The organism is Paenibacillus pinihumi DSM 23905 = JCM 16419, from assembly GCF_000422505.1.
Classification (GTDB): domain Bacteria; phylum Bacillota; class Bacilli; order Paenibacillales; family Paenibacillaceae; genus Paenibacillus_D; species Paenibacillus_D pinihumi.
Map to the genome: position 1 here is coordinate 114,533 of NZ_KE383865.1, position 17,139 is coordinate 131,671.

General features: G+C 49.0%; 19 protein-coding genes. 14 read left to right on the forward strand and 5 right to left on the reverse strand.

All coding sequences use genetic code 11. The features are described 5' to 3' along the window. Positions 1 to 157: 157 nt before the first annotated feature. On the reverse strand, positions 158 to 1,213 hold the full coding sequence (gene aroC / locus H583_RS0120495) for a chorismate synthase (protein ID WP_028562113.1): 1,056 nt from the start codon (positions 1,211 to 1,213) through the stop codon (positions 158 to 160). Positions 1,214 to 1,322: 109 nt separating this feature from the next. Between aroC and H583_RS0120500 the strand changes: the two genes are divergently transcribed. Beyond that, on the forward strand, positions 1,323 to 2,210 hold the full coding sequence (locus H583_RS0120500; RefSeq protein ID WP_028562114.1) for a LysR family transcriptional regulator: 888 nt from the start codon (positions 1,323 to 1,325) through the stop codon (positions 2,208 to 2,210). A 167-nt stretch (positions 2,211 to 2,377) separates the two neighbouring features. Here the strand turns inward: H583_RS0120500 and H583_RS0120505 are convergent, their stop codons facing one another. Continuing rightward, a complete protein-coding gene (locus tag H583_RS0120505) occupies positions 2,378 to 2,761 on the reverse strand; it encodes a cupredoxin domain-containing protein (protein ID WP_051236753.1) in 384 nt (127 codons plus the stop codon). 215 nt (positions 2,762 to 2,976) lie between these two features. Next, positions 2,977 to 3,333, reverse strand: coding sequence for a phage holin family protein (locus H583_RS0120510; RefSeq protein WP_028562116.1), 357 nt, complete (start codon positions 3,331 to 3,333; stop codon positions 2,977 to 2,979). A gap of 148 nt (positions 3,334 to 3,481) precedes the next feature. Between H583_RS0120510 and H583_RS0120515 the strand changes: the two genes are divergently transcribed. The 5 genes from H583_RS0120515 to cysK all read left to right on the forward strand — a co-directional run bounded on the left by H583_RS0120515 (position 3,482) and on the right by cysK (position 9,251). Next, positions 3,482 to 5,845 carry an endonuclease MutS2 gene (locus H583_RS0120515; RefSeq protein WP_028562117.1) on the forward strand — a complete coding sequence of 788 codons (2,364 nt, stop codon included), beginning with the start codon at positions 3,482 to 3,484 and terminating at the stop codon, positions 5,843 to 5,845. Between the two features lie 11 nt (positions 5,846 to 5,856). Beyond that, complete coding sequence (locus H583_RS0120520) at positions 5,857 to 6,276, forward strand: DUF350 domain-containing protein (RefSeq protein ID WP_028562118.1); 420 nt, start codon at positions 5,857 to 5,859, stop codon at positions 6,274 to 6,276. A 154-nt stretch (positions 6,277 to 6,430) separates the two neighbouring features. Continuing rightward, a complete protein-coding gene (locus H583_RS33660) occupies positions 6,431 to 6,952 on the forward strand; it encodes a hypothetical protein (RefSeq protein WP_051236756.1) in 522 nt (173 codons plus the stop codon). 90 nt (positions 6,953 to 7,042) lie between these two features. Continuing rightward, positions 7,043 to 8,332 (forward strand): MFS transporter, encoded by a 1,290-nt coding sequence (locus H583_RS33665; protein WP_051236758.1) that lies wholly within the window; start codon positions 7,043 to 7,045, stop codon positions 8,330 to 8,332. A 1-nt stretch (position 8,333) separates the two neighbouring features. Further along, entirely contained in the window at positions 8,334 to 9,251 is a 918-nt protein-coding gene (gene cysK, locus H583_RS0120535; protein ID WP_028562119.1) for a cysteine synthase A, read from the forward strand. On the opposite strand, the gene H583_RS0120540 is transcribed toward cysK, so the two are convergent. Continuing rightward, positions 9,227 to 10,333, reverse strand: a complete 1,107-nt coding sequence (locus tag H583_RS0120540) for a CotH kinase family protein (protein WP_051236760.1) — start codon at positions 10,331 to 10,333, stop codon at positions 9,227 to 9,229. The genes cysK and H583_RS0120540 overlap by 25 nt on opposite strands. Before the next feature lie 93 nt (positions 10,334 to 10,426). After that, positions 10,427 to 11,014 carry a hypothetical protein gene (locus H583_RS37635; RefSeq protein WP_154665942.1) on the reverse strand — a complete coding sequence of 196 codons (588 nt, stop codon included), beginning with the start codon at positions 11,012 to 11,014 and terminating at the stop codon, positions 10,427 to 10,429. 297 nt (positions 11,015 to 11,311) lie between these two features. Here H583_RS37635 and H583_RS0120555 point away from each other — a divergent pair, with 297 nt between their 5' ends. The 8 genes from H583_RS0120555 to H583_RS0120590 all read left to right on the forward strand — a co-directional run bounded on the left by H583_RS0120555 (position 11,312) and on the right by H583_RS0120590 (position 17,136). Beyond that, entirely contained in the window at positions 11,312 to 11,992 is a 681-nt protein-coding gene (locus H583_RS0120555; RefSeq protein WP_028562123.1) for a hypothetical protein, read from the forward strand. 95 nt (positions 11,993 to 12,087) lie between these two features. Then, positions 12,088 to 12,315: a hypothetical protein gene (locus H583_RS0120560; RefSeq protein ID WP_028562124.1), complete on the forward strand. Its 228-nt coding sequence runs from the start codon at positions 12,088 to 12,090 to the stop codon at positions 12,313 to 12,315. A gap of 22 nt (positions 12,316 to 12,337) precedes the next feature. Continuing rightward, entirely contained in the window at positions 12,338 to 12,751 is a 414-nt protein-coding gene (locus H583_RS33675) for a spore coat protein (protein WP_081667414.1), read from the forward strand. 175 nt (positions 12,752 to 12,926) lie between these two features. Continuing rightward, the gene (locus H583_RS0120570) at positions 12,927 to 13,418 is read left to right on the forward strand and encodes an Lrp/AsnC family transcriptional regulator (protein WP_028562125.1); all 492 of its coding nucleotides are present in this window, start codon (positions 12,927 to 12,929) and stop codon (positions 13,416 to 13,418) included. 18 nt (positions 13,419 to 13,436) lie between these two features. Next, positions 13,437 to 14,657, forward strand: coding sequence for an aminotransferase class I/II-fold pyridoxal phosphate-dependent enzyme (locus H583_RS0120575; RefSeq protein ID WP_028562126.1), 1,221 nt, complete (start codon positions 13,437 to 13,439; stop codon positions 14,655 to 14,657). A gap of 405 nt (positions 14,658 to 15,062) precedes the next feature. Then, positions 15,063 to 15,305, forward strand: coding sequence for an aspartyl-phosphate phosphatase Spo0E family protein (locus tag H583_RS0120580; RefSeq protein ID WP_051236762.1), 243 nt, complete (start codon positions 15,063 to 15,065; stop codon positions 15,303 to 15,305). A 302-nt stretch (positions 15,306 to 15,607) separates the two neighbouring features. After that, positions 15,608 to 16,177, forward strand: coding sequence for a cob(I)yrinic acid a,c-diamide adenosyltransferase (locus tag H583_RS0120585; protein WP_028562128.1), 570 nt, complete (start codon positions 15,608 to 15,610; stop codon positions 16,175 to 16,177). Further along, positions 16,177 to 17,136, forward strand: a complete 960-nt coding sequence (locus H583_RS0120590; RefSeq protein ID WP_028562129.1) for an RluA family pseudouridine synthase — start codon at positions 16,177 to 16,179, stop codon at positions 17,134 to 17,136. The genes H583_RS0120585 and H583_RS0120590 overlap by 1 nt, the downstream gene beginning before the upstream one ends. Positions 17,137 to 17,139: the final 3 nt, after the last annotated feature.

Sequence of the window (17,139 nt, forward strand, 5' to 3'; positions counted from 1 at the left end):
TCGGCATTCAGTGAAAAAGGGTGCAAGCCAGGACTACTCCCATTTATGGGACAGAAATTAAAGCAGCCAGTCGTCGAAAATCAATCGGCGACTGGCTGTTTAGTTTCGTTTGAATGCGAATTAAATGATAGCAATAGATGGAGGATTCTGATCCTGCTTAATCAATCAAAGCAGCTTGCCGTTTATAATGGTCTTCTAAAACTAAACAAGCCATCGCTTCTACTACGGGTACAATTCTGGGGCAAATACAAGGATCATGTCTTCCTTTGGTTACAATTACGGTTTCTTCACCAAGAATTGTCGTCGTATGTTGTGGAACCGAAATGGAGGACGTTGGCTTCACTGCTATTCTAAATATAATATCTTCACCTGTACTGATTCCCCCAATGACGCCCCCGGAGTGATTCGTTATAAATCCGTCTTGATTCATTTGATCATTGTGTTCACTGCCTAACATTTTAGCTGCCGCAAATCCGGCCCCGAATTCGATCCCTTTAACAGCACCAATGGATAACATTGCTTTGGCTAATTCAGCATCAAGCTTATCAAATGCGGGCTCTCCAAGTCCGGGATTAACCCCTCTTATGATACATTCAACGACTCCACCACAGCTGTCTCCAATTTCTGCGAGTGCTTCAATTTTTTCCACCATTTTTGTTGCGGCTTCCGGATCACAAGCTCTTACAGGATTATTTTCAATCACTTTCTCATCGAATGTATCGCATTTAATGCCACCAATTTCTGTTGTATAAGCGAGGATAGAAACACCTCTTTGTTCAAGCAGTTTCCGTGCAACTGCTCCTGCTGCGACTCTGGCAGCCGTTTCTCTGCCTGAAGCTCTGCCGCTCCCCCTGTGATCCCGAATGCCATATTTCTTAAGGTAAGTAAAGTCTGCATGGCCAGGGCGAAAAGATTTTTCTATATCGTCATAGGCTTCAGGTCTCATATCTGTATTAAATAAAATAATGCATAGAGGAGTGCCTGTAGTTTTACCGTTAAACATTCCAGAAATAATATTGATTTTATCGTATTCTTTTCGGGGCGAAGTTACCGATGATTGCCCGGGTTTCCTGCGATCCATCTGATCTTGGATATATTTTTCCTCTATCTCTACACCAGGTGTCACTCCGTCAATGATTACACCTACAGCTTCACCATGAGATTCTCCAAAGGTTGAAATTTTAAATCTTTCTCCAAAAAAATTACCTGGCATTTATATACCCCCTAAAATAATATTGCTCTTACTTTTAGTGTAGCGGTATAATTGTTATAAATGAAATTGAATTTTTTTAAACTTGTTATAGAGAGGATTTATATCAGAAATGCATATTAATGCTGAATGGTATCGGGTATTTTTGGTTGTATCGAAAATAGAAAATTTATCACGGTCAGCTGAAAAGCTGCATATGACCCAGCCGTCCGTTAGTTATATTATTAAACAATTAGAGGAGAGCCTCGGTATTGCATTATTTGAAAGATTATCAAAAGGCGTTCGGTTGACTCAAGAAGGCAAAATGTTGGCTGAATACGTTGAAAAGGCATTTCAGCAACTCTTCGTAGCTGAAAGTCAGATCCATCTGCTGAAGCAATATAAGCTGGGGGATGTGCGCATAGGGGCTAATGGAGCCATAATTAAAGATGTTGTACTGCCTATTTTAGATGAGTTTCATAACCAATATCCTGATATCCGAATTCGGTTATTGCAAGATAAGACGAAAGCTATCATTGACTTTATTAAAGAAGGAACTTTGGATGCAGGGTTTGTCTATCTTCCGGTTAAAGAGCCGGAGCTGGCCATCACACCGCTTAAAGAGGTTCACAACTGTTTTGTTGTAGGGCGTAATTTTTTTGAATTATCAAAACAACCAATAACAACGGACAGATTGGCTCAAATCCCTCTTCTTTTATTGTCATCCGGCAGCACTACAAGAAGTGTCCTGGAAGGGTGGTTTGCTTCCCAGGGCTATAGCATAAAAGCTGATTTTGAACTTAATAGTTTGGATATGTTGATAGAGTTTGCAAAAAGAGGATATGGGGCTGCTTTTGTACCAGAGTCATTTATTCAAGACGAAATAGAACTGGGGAAATTAGCGAAGCTGGACACGCTAAAGCCACTGCCAATACAAACATTGGGAATGGTGACCAGGAATAAAACTACATTCACTTCTGATATATTTACCAAGATGTTTTTGAATGCTTACGCAGAATAAAACTATGAAGAATAATTTTTATAATTAAATGTTCCCCTGATAAAAAGTCAGGTTATGGTATATTAAGGGTAGATCCATGTTATAACGGCAGGAAAGCATCTATTCGCATAAACATAAAAAACCTGCGGCTAGTTCACTTAGCCGCAGGACAGCATCAAATAGATATGTTATTCAACGACAAGCGTTGCTTTCATATTGCCATGGCCTGATCCGCAAGGAATGTTACAGTGAATTTCATAGGTGCCTGCATCATTAATGGTTACGGTTTGCGGTTTGTTTTGCGTGACCTGAAGGTTCAGATTGGAAATTTCAATGCCATGAGTACCGGAATTGTTTTTCAGGCTGATTGTAACAGGTTCGCCCTTTTTAATGCGATATTCCTTTTGATCAAATGCATAGTTTTTGGCAGAGATTACAACGGATTGGCCTGCTGTGTCTCCGGCGCCCGCTCCTGCAGAAGTATTGGCCGGCTCCTGCGTTTTGCTGCCGCAGGCAGCGAGTATGAGCAGCATGGCAATAACCGTTGTGAAGAACAGAAACTTTTTATTCATGGATCGTAATCCTCCTGTGCAAATAGTAAAATTTTTCTACCTTATTTGATTGTACTTCTTTTTTTCGGGTCTTGCAGTGACAAACTGTTGAAGTTAATTTGAACAAATCATGAACATTAAGTATTATTACATGCGGCATATTCAGAGAATTATGTGTAAAGAGCCTTTATCGCAAAGGACAAAGGCTCTTTTTGCTGCACTTTTTAAGTCTGATTTTAGGTACGTCTGCGTCCCGCTTCGTAAGGTGTGCTGACCGGAATGAACAGGTCAATAATCCCGATAACCAGAGCAGCAAGCACAGCGCCCAGCAACGATACAGCAACACCGCCTACAATAAACTGCGCAACCCAGATCACAAGCGCACTGGCAATGAAGCCGACGATCCCGCGGCCGAAGGGAGTAACCTTCTTGCCGAAAATGCCTTCAACTACCCAGCCCAGAGCAGCGATAACAAGAGCTAGGAAAAAAGCGCTCCAAAAGCCGCCGACACTAAAACCGGGAACAATAAAGCCAACAACCATCAGCACAAGAGCTGATACGATAAATCGAACGACATGTCCAAGAAAATTCATAGTTCTGATGACCTCCTACATTGGTTGATGTGCTTGGTTAATACTATTCCCTCACAACAGGGAATCATTCGTGGATGTGATTGCCTGTTGTCATGGCGCTGGCATCATTCATCCGTTATAATAAAAGCTGAGAGGAGTTGTGCTCGTTTTGAACGAAAAAATACTGACTACCCTTGAATATTCCAAAATTATAAATAGGCTGAGCGCCCATGCGGCTACTGCTCTCGGGAAGGCTGTTGTGGAAGCGCTCCAGCCAAGCCCTGATCTTGAAGAAGTCAAAACCTCACTACAGGCTACAGATGAAGCGTATAAAGCCGACCGGCTGAAAGGAAGCGCACCGTTCGGCGGTATTACCGATATTGCGCCTGCTTTGCAGCGGGCAAGAATAGGCGGGACGCTGAGTCCTGCCGAGTTGTTGGCGGTATCGATGACTGCCCGCGGCTCCAGAAGGGTCAAGCGCCACATTGAAACCCTGCATGAGGATGACCCGATTCCTTTGCTGTACTCACTGGCTGATCAGCTTAGTGAAGCCAAAGATCTGGAGAAGCAAATTGATGCCTGTATCGACGAGCAGGCAGAGGTCATGGATAGCGCCAGTACCGAGCTGGCAGCGATCCGCCGCGAGCTGAAAAACGGGGAATCCCGCATCCGAGAGAAGCTGGAGCAGATGATCCGTTCTTCCTCCGTGCAGAAGATGCTGCAGGATTCTCTGATTACGCTGCGCAATGACCGTTATGTTATTCCGGTTAAATCCGAGTACCGTTCCCACTTTGGCGGTATTGTCCATGATCAGTCCGGTTCCGGCGCGACGCTGTTCATTGAACCGGAAGCGATGGTGGCGATGAATAACAAGCTGCGTGAGCTTAAGGTTGCCGAAACACGGGAGATTGAGAAGATTTTGCAAAAGCTGACGGCTGCAGTGGCGGATTACGGGCCGGATTTGCTGATTGATCTGGATCTGCTCGGCAAGCTGGACTTTGCCTTTGCCAAAGCGCGCTACGCGCATGGCATGAAAGCGACAATCCCGCGGATGAACGACAGAGGATTCCTGAAAATCAAGCGTGGCAGACATCCGCTGCTTGATCCGGCTGCCGTTGTCCCGCTTGATGTAGAGCTGGGCAATTCCTTCACGGGCATTATTGTGACCGGACCGAATACCGGGGGGAAAACGGTCTCTCTTAAGACAATCGGCCTGCTGAGCCTGATGGCAATGTCGGGATTATTCGTTCCGGCAGAGGACGGAACGCAATTATGCGTCTTTGATGCGATCTATGCGGATATCGGGGATGAGCAGAGCATTGAGCAGAGCCTCAGTACGTTCTCCAGCCACCTGACCAATATTATCCGCATTCTAAGTTCAATGACGCCAAAAAGCCTTGTGCTGCTTGATGAGCTTGGAGCGGGTACGGATCCTGCGGAAGGTTCTGCGCTTGCGATTGCCATTCTTGAGCATATGCATCAAACGGGCTGCCGTCTTGTAGCGACTACGCACTACAGTGAGCTTAAGGCTTATGCTTATAACCGCAAAGGCGTTATTAATGCCAGCATGGAGTTCGATGTCCAGACGCTCAGTCCGACATACCGGCTCTTGGTCGGTGTTCCCGGGCGAAGCAATGCGTTCGCGATTGCTGAACGCCTCGGACTGTCACGAAAAATTATTGACCATGCCCGCGGTGAGGTCAGCGAGGAAGACATGCGGGTAGAAAATATGATCGCTTCACTTGAGGAAGACCGTCTGGGAGCTGAAGCCGAGCGGAATACGGCTGAAGCATTGCGCCGTGAGCTGGAAGAGCAGCGCAGGAAGTTCGAGGAACAGCGCGAACGCTTCGATCAGCAGAGGGACCGGATGCTCGTCAAAGCCCAGGAGGAAGCGAAAGAAGCTGTCGCCAAAGCGAAGCGCGAAGCCGAGCAAATTATTGCCGATTTGCGCAAGCTGGCTCAAGAGGAAGGGGCATCGGTCAAGGAGCATAAACTGATCGAAGCACGGCGCAAGCTGGACCAAGCCGAGCCTCAGCTCAAAAAGCAGGGCAACAGTAAGCCTGCCCAGACTAAAGCCCCGCAGAAGATCGAAGCAGGCGACGAAGTTATGGTTTATAGCCTGAATCAGAAAGGGCATGTCGTAGAAATTACCGGCGGCGATGCTTTTGTGCAGCTCGGTATTATGAAAATGAAAGTTAGCCTGAACGATCTGGAGCTGATTAAGCAGGCCCCTGCCAAGCAGCAGCAACCGAAACAGGCGGCGAGTCTGAAGCGGACCCGCGATGATCAGGTTCGTGCTGAGCTTGATTTGCGTGGTGCAAATGTTGAAGAGGCTATTATGGAGATTGACCGTTTTCTCGATGAGGCTTTCCTGTCCAATATGGGTCAGGTTTATATCATCCATGGTAAAGGAACGGGTGTGCTCCGGACCGGAGTCACTGATTTTTTACGCAAGCACAGACATGTTAAAAGCCACCGCTTGGGCAATTACAATGAGGGCGGAGCCGGTGTAACGGTAGCTGAGCTCGAATAAGGAGGGAAAACATGCAACGTGAGGTGGACTGGCTGCTTGACAACCCTTATACTGCTACACTTGCGTTTGTATCGGTTGCTGTTTTGGCCTTGATCTTTTGCCTGTTTTGTTTTGAGCTGGTGACCCGCTACAATTGCTGGAATGAAATCAAAAATGGCAATGTAGCGGTTGCCATGGCGACAGGCGGGAAAATTTTCGGCATCTGCAATGTGTTCCGATTCTCAATCGAGGCTAATGATACCGTATATCAGAGCATGATTTGGGCGTTATTCGGCTTTGCCATTCTGCTGGCTGCTTACTTTTTGTTTGAGTTTCTGACTCCCGTATTTAAAATTGACGAGGAAATCAAAAATGACAATCGTGCTGTGGGACTCATTGCAATGATTATTTCGGTTTCCTTGTCTTATCTTATCGGAGCAACCATTGTTTAAGAATTAACCATTAGCTATATCTGCAGATGATGAATGCTTTTTCCGTACTGGAGGTATGCAGGCAATGAAATATTTATGGGGAACGTTATTTGCGCTCGCTGTGCTTTTTGTTGTACTGGGCGTATTGTACTTATTATGAGAGGGGCTGTAACTTGTGACTGAATCAACTGTATGTCCCTGGTGCCAGACGGAGATTGTCTGGGATGAGGAACTGGGACCGGAAAAGCATTGCCCTCATTGTGACAATGAGCTTGAAGGATATCGTACGATCAGCTTGAACCTGGATGATGAAGAGGGTGAGCTGGAAGAGAACTTGGGCAGGCAGGAGAACTCCTATCTGGATGAAGAGGAAGAGGAGGAAGAGCCGGATCAGCGCCGTTCGCCCCATCAGGCCATTTTGGCGCTGGAAGACCATGTTCAGCAACTGCTTTCCGAGCAGGAAGAGATGCCGGAATGTCCAAGCTGCCGGGAGTATATGATTGAAACCGGGCGGCAAAAAGTTGGCAGCAGTACAGGCTTCGAGTCTCGCGAGACCAAAGATTCAGCCAAGCCGTTGCTGAATAACCCGTTCGAAATGGTATGGTACGTATGCCCTTCCTGTTTTGAAACCAAGAGCCGGCTGTCTTATGCCGATCAGCATTTCTTTGCCCAAAGGCTGAGTGAAGCCGCCGAATAAAAAGCGGCTGGTAATCAATGTACAGCATTTCCCCTTTCTCTTTTGGGAACCTTATGGAAGAGTTTTTCCAGAGGGCAGGAGGGAAATAGTGTGGAACGTACCAAATCGGTTTGGCAGGCGCCTTTCAATAAGGATGCCGGGAAGTTAGCAGATACCTTTGACGGCGAAAGAAGCCTGAAAAGGAAGCACGGATCATTGGACAAGCAGGCAGCGCTGCTGCTTGCTGTCCAGGCGCTGTTTGCGGTTGCCAACGCATTGTCCGGAACTTTCGTGCCGGTCTATCTGTGGAAGGCGAGCCAGTCCTTTATGGTAATCGGCTGGTTTACCCTGTTTCAACATTTCATATCCGGCGTAACGTGCTGGCTTGCAGGCAAGTGGGTCAAGGAAGGCAACAAAATGAACAGCCTTCGCACAGGTGTCGTTCTGTCGGGTATCTTTTATTTGGCGGTGTTACTGCTTGGTCAGGCAGCCAAGGCCTATGTCATCCCGCTTGGCATTATTAACGGGCTGGCATCGGGTTTTTTTTGGCTTGCTTACAATGTTGTTTATTTTGAGATTACGGAGCCGGATAACCGTGACCGCTTCAATGGCTGGGCAGGCTTGCTCGTATCCGGATCTGGGATCATTGCTCCCTGGATTTCCGGTGTGCTGATTACGGCCTTTGCAGGGAACCGCGGATATCAGATTATCTTTACGGTGTCGCTGATTGTATTCGCCATGGCGGCGGTTATCAGCTTCTTTCTAAAAAAACGTAAAACGACAGGCGCCTACGATTGGTCTCACGCCTGGCGCAACATCAAGGACCGCAGGCTGCCCTGGCGGAATGTATTTTTTGCCTTGATGGCGCAGGGGCTTCGTGAAGGAGTCTTTATGTTCTTGGTCGGTCTTATGGTATATATTGCAACGACGAATGAACGCAAACTGGGCGACTTTACATTATGGACCTCATTGGTCGGCCTTATTGCCTTCTGGCTGATTGGACGCTGGATGAAACGGGAATGGCGCAAGCAGGCAATGCTGGTTGGCGTTATTATGATGGTGATCGTTATCATTCCGCTGCTGTGGAAATTGAATTATACAACCTTGCTCTGGTTCGGGATCGGAACAGCTTTATTTATTCCTCTCTATTCCATCCCCATGACCTCCTCAGTATTCGATATGATCGGCCAGTCGGAAGAAAGTGCGCTTCAGCGGGAAGAATATGTCATTTTACGCGAGCTTGGGCTTGTGCTTGGCAGAATGCTGAGTCTCGCGATATACCTGCTGGTTATGTCTTGGACCACCTCGCCCCAGGCGATGGTTTGGCTGCTGCTTGGGGTTGGAGCCGCACCGCTGATCGGCTGGTGGCTTATGAAGGATAAATTACAAAGGGTGAGTTAATATGCCGCGAGTCGTGCAGCACATAACAGATTTAATAGGGGAAACACCCGCCATCCGGCTGAACCGGCTGCCAGGGCTTGAAGGGGCCGAGGTGCTGGTCAAGCTGGAGCGGTTCAATCCGAGCGGAAGTGTCAAGGACCGGGCTGCTTTTGCCTTGATTGACCGGGCAGAGCGTGAAGGGAAGATTGCGCCTGGCGCTACCATTATAGAACCGACCAGCGGCAATACGGGTATCGGGCTGGCTATGAATGCGGCTGCCAAAGGCTATAAGCTCATTCTGGTCATGCCGGACAATATGAGTGTGGAGCGGATTCGGCTGCTGCAAGCCTATGGCGCAGATGTGGAGTTGTCGCCGGCGTCCGAGCGGATGCCGGGCGCGATTCGCAAGGCGCTTGAGCTTCAAGCCGGTATACCAGGCAGCTTTATTCCGAACCAGTTCGAAAATGAAGCCAACCCGGACATACACCGGGTAACGACCGCCCAGGAAATTCTGCAGCAAACCGGAGGCAGGCTTGACGCCTTTGTGGCTACAGCCGGTACTGGCGGCACCATGACCGGAACAGGGGAGACGCTGAAGGCGCATCTCCCGTCCCTCCATATTGCCGTTGTTGAGCCGAAGGGCTCTCCGGTGCTTTCGGGCGGACAGCCCGGACCCCATAAGCTGGTGGGGACGAGTCCGGGTTTCATTCCGGCTATACTCAATATTTCTGTATATGATGAAATCATACAGGTTGCCGATGATGATGCAATCGTGACGATGCGGGCGTTGGCACGTACCGAGGGGCTGCTGCTCGGTCCTTCCTCAGGAGCTGCAGTATGGGCCGCCATGCAAGTTGCCCGGCGTCTTGGAACAGGAAAGACCGTGCTTTGCATGGCCCCTGATACAGGCGAGCGTTACTTAAGCATGGGGATCTTTTGACGTTCGGAGCGTCTCCATTGCTTTAATTCCGTCTGGATGACATGTCTGCGGTCGCGAATATAATTCATAATGAAGCTGTATTCGTCCTCGAAAGAGGTGTACGTAAATTTTCGTGTAATATCCCCCCGGATATCCGAAGCAATCGACTGATGCATGGCCTGCACGAGCGGGCCAAGCTCTCTTTCGGTGAAGGAAGTTTCCGTCAGCTCTGTCAGGAGGTTGCGGTAATCCTCGCGGCAGGCCGGGATGGATAGCACCTTTCGGGTCAGCGTATTATATCCCTGGATACGGACAAGATCAGCTCCGCACGGCTTGCCGTAGCAATTTCTTCCCCATGTCCCCTCATAATCCCACGGAGCAATCCGGTATTTGCCTTCTTCTTTCATTTCATACAAAGCATAATTTTGATCAAACCCGTCATAATTACCCGTTAGGACGGCTCCTGCCAGCCATTTTAAATACTGCGGCGTATCCAGCCGCTCCAGCAGATGGCTTCTCATTTCCCGTCCCTTGGTTTGATGCAGCTTTCTTATAAAAGCTATCAGGCGGCTGCGGTCCGCTTTTTTTCCCAGCTTCAGCTCATACCCCTCATACCAGGACTTTTTGCGTTTGCGGGTAATCGGGTCCGTTGAGCGGAAGTTGGCGCTATCATGAACTGCATAATGAATCGAGCGGCAATCCAGGCCGCGGCTCTCAAAGAATATCCGGTCAAATGATTCAATCTCTAGATACATGCCGAGCGGCTGGCCGTTCCATTCGACCTTGCAGTGCCTGGTTTTAGGCGCTTCCACACCGATTGTGTTGAAATAATGAAAGGATAGCGCATTTCGCAGCATGGACGGATCATCATACTCAGCATTCCATTGAAAGGTCGTGCCGTTGTCCAGCACAACCTCATAAGATTTTTTCGGATACAGCCGCGTATGTCCGCCTCTGTGACGGATACGGGCAGGCTGCAGAATGCCGTCTATTTCCAGCATGACCGGTATGAAACGGGTGCTCCACACATCCTCCTCCTGCATCCGCTTGATCTCTTCTGAATCAATATGAATACTTCGCAATGGCAAAGCCTCGATCGGCATCTCATTTCCTCCCGAACAACGAAAGTGAAGCCTATCGCAGTGGATAGGCTTTAACACTTTACCTTATTCAGGACATTCGTCCATGGTCACTCGTTATTCCTGGCCGTCTTGAGTTTCTTGTATATCTCGCACGTCTTGGATGTTCTGATTATACCAGTGCGGAGGCCAGTTAGCCGGGAGCCGGTAATAACCGTTCCGTCCGCGGGACTGATTGCCGCGTGTCCGGTTGCCAATTGTATGATGTCCACGTGTGCGGTGCCCATGGCTGCCTTGTCCGTGGCTGCCTTGTCCATGGCTGCGGTGCCCATGGCTGCCTTGTCCGTGGCTGCGGTGCCCATGGCTGCCTTGTCCGTGGCTGCCTTGTCCGTGGCTGCGGTGCCCATGACTGCGGTGTCCATGGCTGCCTTGTCCATGGCTGCGGTGTCCATGGCTGCCTTGTCCATGGCTGCGTTTGCCTTGCGTCCGGTTGCCCGGTGTACGGAAGCCGGTTGTTCCTTCTACCGGATTGCTTCTGTTCCGGTTACCGCGTGTATTGGAGCCAAGAGTACGATGCTCCCAGATATGACTGCGATGCTTATGCTTGTTACGCTCGCATCTGCCGCTGCGGTTGCTAAGCACACGACGTTGAGTGTTTTTGGCTCCGCGATTCAAGCCGCGGACATTTCTTTTCTTTTGAGTCATTCTATCATCTCCTTATCATGTTCTATTACACGCTATGCAAGGGAAATAGGATTGGCTCTGGTCATCTGTAGCAGTTTGCTAGACCGGGTGAGGAAAAAGGCGAAGCTGCGCAAGGTAATTGGCCTTTTTTAAGATATAGAAGTCTATAAAAAATCCTCATTTATCTTGTACGGGATAGTTGGGAGATACATATAAATACAGAAGCTAATCATGAAGTTTATAAAAAAGAAACTAAAGTCTGAATCAGCGTCATCTATGTCTGCTGCTGACATGTGTTTTCAGGAAGGAGAGGCATGAATGAATCCGTTTGTTACATTAAAGGGCTGCAAGGTTGAGCTCAGGCTGGGCGGGCTGCCTGCCGCTCTTACAGGGAGTGTGGCCGGGTGGGGACAGGATGTATTCATTCTGTACAGTGGCTCCCGCTATACCTATATTCCGTTTCGTCATATTGAACGCTTGGCTCCTGCGGGCCACAAGGACAGAGCAGGCATGACAAATACAGAGGCAGCAGCCGGGGATGAGGGTGCCATTCATGAGAAGGTGACCTCCCTCAGGAAAATATTAACTTACGCCAGAGGGCTTTTCTCAGAAGTTTATTTTTCCTCCGGACGGCCAATCTATGGCTATGTATCAAGCGTTATGAATGATTACTTTATCTTCTGCTCACCTGTGTATCATACAGTTGCGGTATCGCTCCAGCATTTGAAGTATATTTCTCCCTGCCCGGCTACAGCAGCTCCGTATAATCTTTCTCCAGGTCAATTCACTCCGCGTCCGTCGCCGGTGACGTTAGCGAGAACATTTGAAATGCAGCTAAGGAAGCTGGAGGGAGAGCTGATCATCTTCAATCTCGGTATGCTGCCCGGTGAGACGGGAGTGCTCGCAACAGCGGGTGAGCAGATGCTGGAGCTGACGGGAGAGGATGGGGTAAGCAGTTATATCCCTTATGAACAAATCCAAAGTGTGCATGTGCCTTAGACTTTATGCATAAGCAAAACTGGCCGGGGACATAATACAAAAGTCGTTTAACAAAAAAGAAAATTTATGCCATAAGAAGCGGGAGGGACATGTAAATGATGCAGCCACTAACGGCCAAGGAATTGGAGTACATTGTCGATTCCATCTCCAATGAGGACTTGCTGATGAAGCAATGCGCAGTAACCGCAGCTACTGCCACAACTCCGGGAATCCGCCAGCTTTGCCTGCAATTCCAGCAGGTGCATGAGCAAAATTACAATACGCTGCTGAGTGCTTTGAATGCGCACCAATCGTTAGCGCCAACACAGCCAAGCAACTCATAACCGTATAAGGAGGAAGCCGAAAATGTATCAAAATCATCACCAAGCGCTGCTGCCCGATGAGGATTTGGCGTATACCATTCTCGCCGACTTGAAGCGTGTCACCCGCGAATATGCAACCGGAGCAACCGAAGCCAACTGCGACAATGTACGGCAGATGTTTACAAATTTAATGAATACCACTCTTCACTTGCAGGGAGATCTGTACAGGATTATGAAGCAAAATAATATGTACAGCGCAGCTTCCCCTTGCTTGAAACAGGAAATTGACAAACAGATTCAACAGAACAAGCAAAATTTGCAAAAGACGCAGCAACTGGTACAGAGCATCACAGGCGGACATCAGCAGCATCCTCCAGGCTTTGCCAACCTGGTAACGCCTGATCAAGTGCACCAGGGCAATATGCAGCATCCGCAAAACCCGTCCTACTACAGCTAGTCTCACCAAAGCCGCCGCCGGTTCTGAACTGCACCCCAATTGTTGGACATTGGAGGTGCAGTTCAGTTCCCGGCGGTTTTTTTTATATTTGCCGGTCCTTCCTTTGATTGCAGGAACCCCTGTTTCGTTGTAATATTAAGATTATGTATTTAGACGGTTGCTGGGAGGGCTGGGCATGGTAGAGCTGAAGAACGAAATTTTGAATTTGCTGAAGGAAGACGCACGGCGCGGGCCGGACTTGATTGCGACGATGCTGAATGTCAGTCAGGCTGATATCATCAAAGCGATTGATGAGATGGAAAAGGACCATGTCATTGTAAAATATGCGGCCGTAGTAAACTGGAGCAAGGTAAGCGAAGAGAAAGTAACGGCGTTGATTGAAGTGCAGATTACGCCTGAGCGCGGACGCGGCTTCGAGGGCATTGCCGAACGGATTTATTTATACCCGCAGGTGAAGTCGGTCTATTTGATGTCCGGAGATTATGATTTGCTCGTTGAGGTGGAAGGCTCGACATTGCGTGATGTGGCCTCCTTCGTCTCCAACAAGCTGTCTCCGATTGACTCGGTTCTTTCGACCAAAACCTTTTTTATATTGAAAAAATACAAGCAGGACGGCATCATCTTTGATGAGCATGAAGATGATCACCGTCTGCCTATTTCGCCGTAAACAGAGGTGGTGAAGATCATGATAAAAGATGAAGAGCTAAAAACCCCGGTGTCCGGGCAGCGATCCTCCATGGCTGATTACCTGTCTCCTATGGCTAGGGAAATCAAGCCTTCAGGAATCCGCAGATTTTTCGATATGGTTAGCGAGAGCAAGGATGGCGATATCATTACACTTGGTGTGGGCGAGCCGGATTTTGTGACGCCTTGGCATGTTCGTGAGGCTTGCGTTTATTCGCTGGAGAGAGGCAAGACACAATACACATCCAATGCCGGAATGCCGGAGCTTCGAGAGGCGATTGTGGAGTATATGTCCAGCCGCTTCAATGTCAACTATGATCCCGCTAAGGAAGTGATTGTCACCGTAGGGGGCAGCGAGGCGATTGATCTGGCTCTTCGTGTGCTGATTAATCCCGGTGATGAAATTCTGGTCCCGGAGCCCTGCTATATTTCTTACTCGCCGATCACTTCGCTAAGCGGGGGCGTGCCGGTAGGAATCGAAACTTTTGCCAAGGATGATTTCAAGCTGACGGCTGAAGCGCTTAAGGCCAGCATTACTCCGCGTTCAAAGCTGCTGGTGCTCTGTTATCCGAGCAACCCGACGGGCGGAATTATGACTTATGAAGATTGGCTGCCGATTGCCAAGGTTGTTGAAGAGCATGATTTGATCGTGATTTCCGATGAAATTTACGCTGAGTTGACCTATGGAAGCAATCATGTCAGTTTTGCCTCGATACCGGGCATGAAGGACCGGACCATCCTGGTCAGCGGCTTCTCCAAAGCATTTGCCATGACGGGCTGGCGGATGGGTTATGTGTGCGGACATCCGGAATTGATTTCGGCGATGCTCAAAGTTCACCAGTATACAGTAATGTGCGCACCTATTATGGGTCAGGTTGCCGCTTTGGAAGCGTTGAAGAATGGTATGGATGAGATGAGAAAGATGGTCGATTCTTACAACCAGCGCAGAAGACTTGTCGTTCGCGGATTCCGGGAAGCCGGTCTGGAATGTCATGAGCCGCAGGGCGCTCTCTACGCATTTCCTTCCATTGAGTCGACAGGACTTTCATCTGAAGTGTTTGCTGAACGGCTGCTCAAGGAATACAAGGTGGCTGCTGTTCCGGGCAATGTATTTGGCAAAGGCGGCGAGGGCTTCCTCCGTTGCTCATATGCAACCTCTGTTGCCCATTTGACGGAAGCGATTGAACGAATCGGCAAGTTTGTCCATTCATTGAAAAGTTAAATAATCCTATTTGTTCTATTTAAGAAAATTTGATATAATTTAACAAAATCCAATTTAAATATAAGAATTTATTAGCTTTCCGCTTAAAGATTCTTATATTTCTTCGCGAAATGCATCTGACTCTGTCAAAAACGGCATTAGCCGTTTATGCTTACTGTTTGTGGAGCTTTCAACAGCTTCAGCCAGAGCAGCCAGCAGACATCATGGACGGTTTTTGCACGGTAGATGAAGCGCCATTGTCAACAGCTTGATCATTCCGGTTGAATAAGGCGGAGTATAAGCCACTTGGGCTTATACTCCGTTCATCATTCACTGCAAGCGGAGCTATAGTGCAGCTTCTAGCAATCGCCGCCGGTTCCGGGCAACCTGAACAGTATGAAGGGCTGGGGATAAGGAGGGATAGAGATGGCTTATGCGGATCAGGGTTTTTCCTTGCCGGAGGCTCAGCACGCCGTCAGGTCTTCGAACCAATTATCCCCTACTATTCGAAGGCTGGAGGATGAGATTTATCAGCTGCGCAAGGTAATGGAGCAAACCTATTTGCAGGAAGCGACGTTCAACTCAGAGATCATCATTGAGATCAGCCGGAAGCTGGATATGAAAATCAATGAATATATGAGGGCCAGGCGGATTTATGCCACGACCTGACATGGGCTGTTTTCAGTTTTGATGGCCGATAATAAGAATAGCTGCCCGTAAGACGGATACTAGCAATAGTGCCGCTTACGGTTTTTTTGTTTGAGCTGCTGCTGACAAGATGAAACCCTTAGGCATAGCAGTTTGGGGGAAGGTTCTTTTGGCGGTATGAATGGATAAGCAGGAGGGCCTTCACTTTTTCAAAAGAATAGGGATATGGTATAGTAAGCCTAGTAGTATTGCCGCTAGATTCAAAGAAACTAAAGCCGGAAACGGTTATTCCGATCATCGGCAAAAGAGAGGGGCGATTGGCAATGAGACTATATACCCGTACCGGGGACAAAGGGCAGACGGCGCTGATCGGCAGCAGGGTGCCGAAGGATCATCTGCGTGTTGAAGCCTACGGCACTATCGATGAGCTGAATGCATTTACGGGACAGGCGCTGGCGGTAATCGAACCGCTCCCGGAGCTTGCGGGATTGGCGTCGCGTCTAAAGCTGATTATGAATGAACTGTTCGACTGCGGTTCCGACTTGTCCTATGACGATGAGCACCAGCCTGAATATAAATTGACAGAAGAGTATGCCGTCCGTCTGGAGCGGTGGATTGATGAATACCAGCAGCAAGCACCGGAAATCAGGCAATTTGTCCTGCCGGGAGGAAGCGCTGCAGCAGCGGTACTGCACGTATGCCGGACAGTATGCCGCAGAGCCGAGCGTGTGGTGGTTACGCTTGCGGGCCATCATACTGTGAATACTGAGGCTGTGACGTACCTGAACCGGCTGTCTGATTTCTATTTTGCAGCGGCTCGTGCAGCCAATTCGAAGCTGGGGATAGAAGATGTATCCTATATTCCCGGATTGAAGGCGGATGAGCAGCTGTGATGACTGACATGCAATATTATGATCCGTTAATTGTGGAGGTTCTGCCGCATGAAGAGGGCATGCAGGTACGTACCGTGCTGGAGCGAAGGCTGGGTGTATCCCGCAAGCTGCTCTCGCGTCTGAAGCTGACCGAACAGGGCATTACGCTTAATGGCAGCCGGGTGTACACCTCTGAGAAGGTAAAGTCAGGCGACCAGCTGGCTCTCCGCATGGAGAAGGAGCAGTCGGATGACATCCTGCCCCAGCAGATGGAGCTGGACATTCTCTATGAGGATGACGATCTCCTCGTTGTCAGCAAGCCTGCGGGCATCATCGTGCATCCGACACATGGCCACTATACGAATACACTTGCCAACGGTGTCGTATATCATTGGCAGCAGCGCGGGGAGCAGGTCAGGTTCAGGCCGATTCACCGGCTGGATCAGGATACATCGGGAGTTGTGGCCATTGCCAAAAATCCGTATATTCATCAGCAGCTGTCCGAGCAAATGCAGCGTGACGAGATGGATAAGGAATACTGTGCTTTTGTGTATAATGTGCCCTCTCCTGCCAGCGGGACGGTTAATGAACCTATTGACCGCGACCCGGAACAGCCGCATTTTCGCATTGTAACTCCGGATGGCTATCCTTCGATTACCCACTATGAGACGATACGCAGCTATGGAAATGGTGCGGCAGCGCTTGTGGGCCTCCGTCTGGAAACCGGGCGGACGCATCAGATTCGCGTGCATATGCAGCATTTGGGCTGCAATCTGATCAGTGATCAGATGTATGGACGGCCAGATGCGATTTCGGCATCCTGGATGCTTGAAGCTGAGGCTGCTGCGGGCAGACAGGCACTTCATGCGCATCGTCTGGCCTTCACCCATCCGGGGACAGGACGGCGGATTTCCTTCATAGCGCCGCTGCCGCAGGATCTGCTCCGATTGGAGCAATTGCTCCTGTCCTTATCAAATTAAATG

Coding starts and splice junctions, on each gene's coding strand:
- aroC (WP_028562113.1), bottom strand. CDS start 1,213: ATGCCAGGTAATTTTTTTGGAGAAAGATTTAAAATTTCAACCTTTGGA.
- H583_RS0120500 (WP_028562114.1), top strand. CDS start 1,323: ATGCATATTAATGCTGAATGGTATCGGGTATTTTTGGTTGTATCGAAA.
- H583_RS0120505 (WP_051236753.1), bottom strand. CDS start 2,761: ATGAATAAAAAGTTTCTGTTCTTCACAACGGTTATTGCCATGCTGCTC.
- H583_RS0120510 (WP_028562116.1), bottom strand. CDS start 3,333: ATGAATTTTCTTGGACATGTCGTTCGATTTATCGTATCAGCTCTTGTG.
- H583_RS0120520 (WP_028562118.1), top strand. CDS start 5,857: ATGCAACGTGAGGTGGACTGGCTGCTTGACAACCCTTATACTGCTACA.
- cysK (WP_028562119.1), top strand. CDS start 8,334: ATGCCGCGAGTCGTGCAGCACATAACAGATTTAATAGGGGAAACACCC.
- H583_RS0120540 (WP_051236760.1), bottom strand. CDS start 10,333: ATGCCGATCGAGGCTTTGCCATTGCGAAGTATTCATATTGATTCAGAA.
- H583_RS37635 (WP_154665942.1), bottom strand. CDS start 11,014: ATGACTCAAAAGAAAAGAAATGTCCGCGGCTTGAATCGCGGAGCCAAA.
- H583_RS0120555 (WP_028562123.1), top strand. CDS start 11,312: ATGAATCCGTTTGTTACATTAAAGGGCTGCAAGGTTGAGCTCAGGCTG.
- H583_RS0120560 (WP_028562124.1), top strand. CDS start 12,088: ATGATGCAGCCACTAACGGCCAAGGAATTGGAGTACATTGTCGATTCC.
- H583_RS33675 (WP_081667414.1), top strand. CDS start 12,338: ATGTATCAAAATCATCACCAAGCGCTGCTGCCCGATGAGGATTTGGCG.
- H583_RS0120570 (WP_028562125.1), top strand. CDS start 12,927: ATGGTAGAGCTGAAGAACGAAATTTTGAATTTGCTGAAGGAAGACGCA.
- H583_RS0120575 (WP_028562126.1), top strand. CDS start 13,437: ATGATAAAAGATGAAGAGCTAAAAACCCCGGTGTCCGGGCAGCGATCC.
- H583_RS0120580 (WP_051236762.1), top strand. CDS start 15,063: ATGGCTTATGCGGATCAGGGTTTTTCCTTGCCGGAGGCTCAGCACGCC.
- H583_RS0120585 (WP_028562128.1), top strand. CDS start 15,608: ATGAGACTATATACCCGTACCGGGGACAAAGGGCAGACGGCGCTGATC.
- H583_RS0120590 (WP_028562129.1), top strand. CDS start 16,177: ATGACTGACATGCAATATTATGATCCGTTAATTGTGGAGGTTCTGCCG.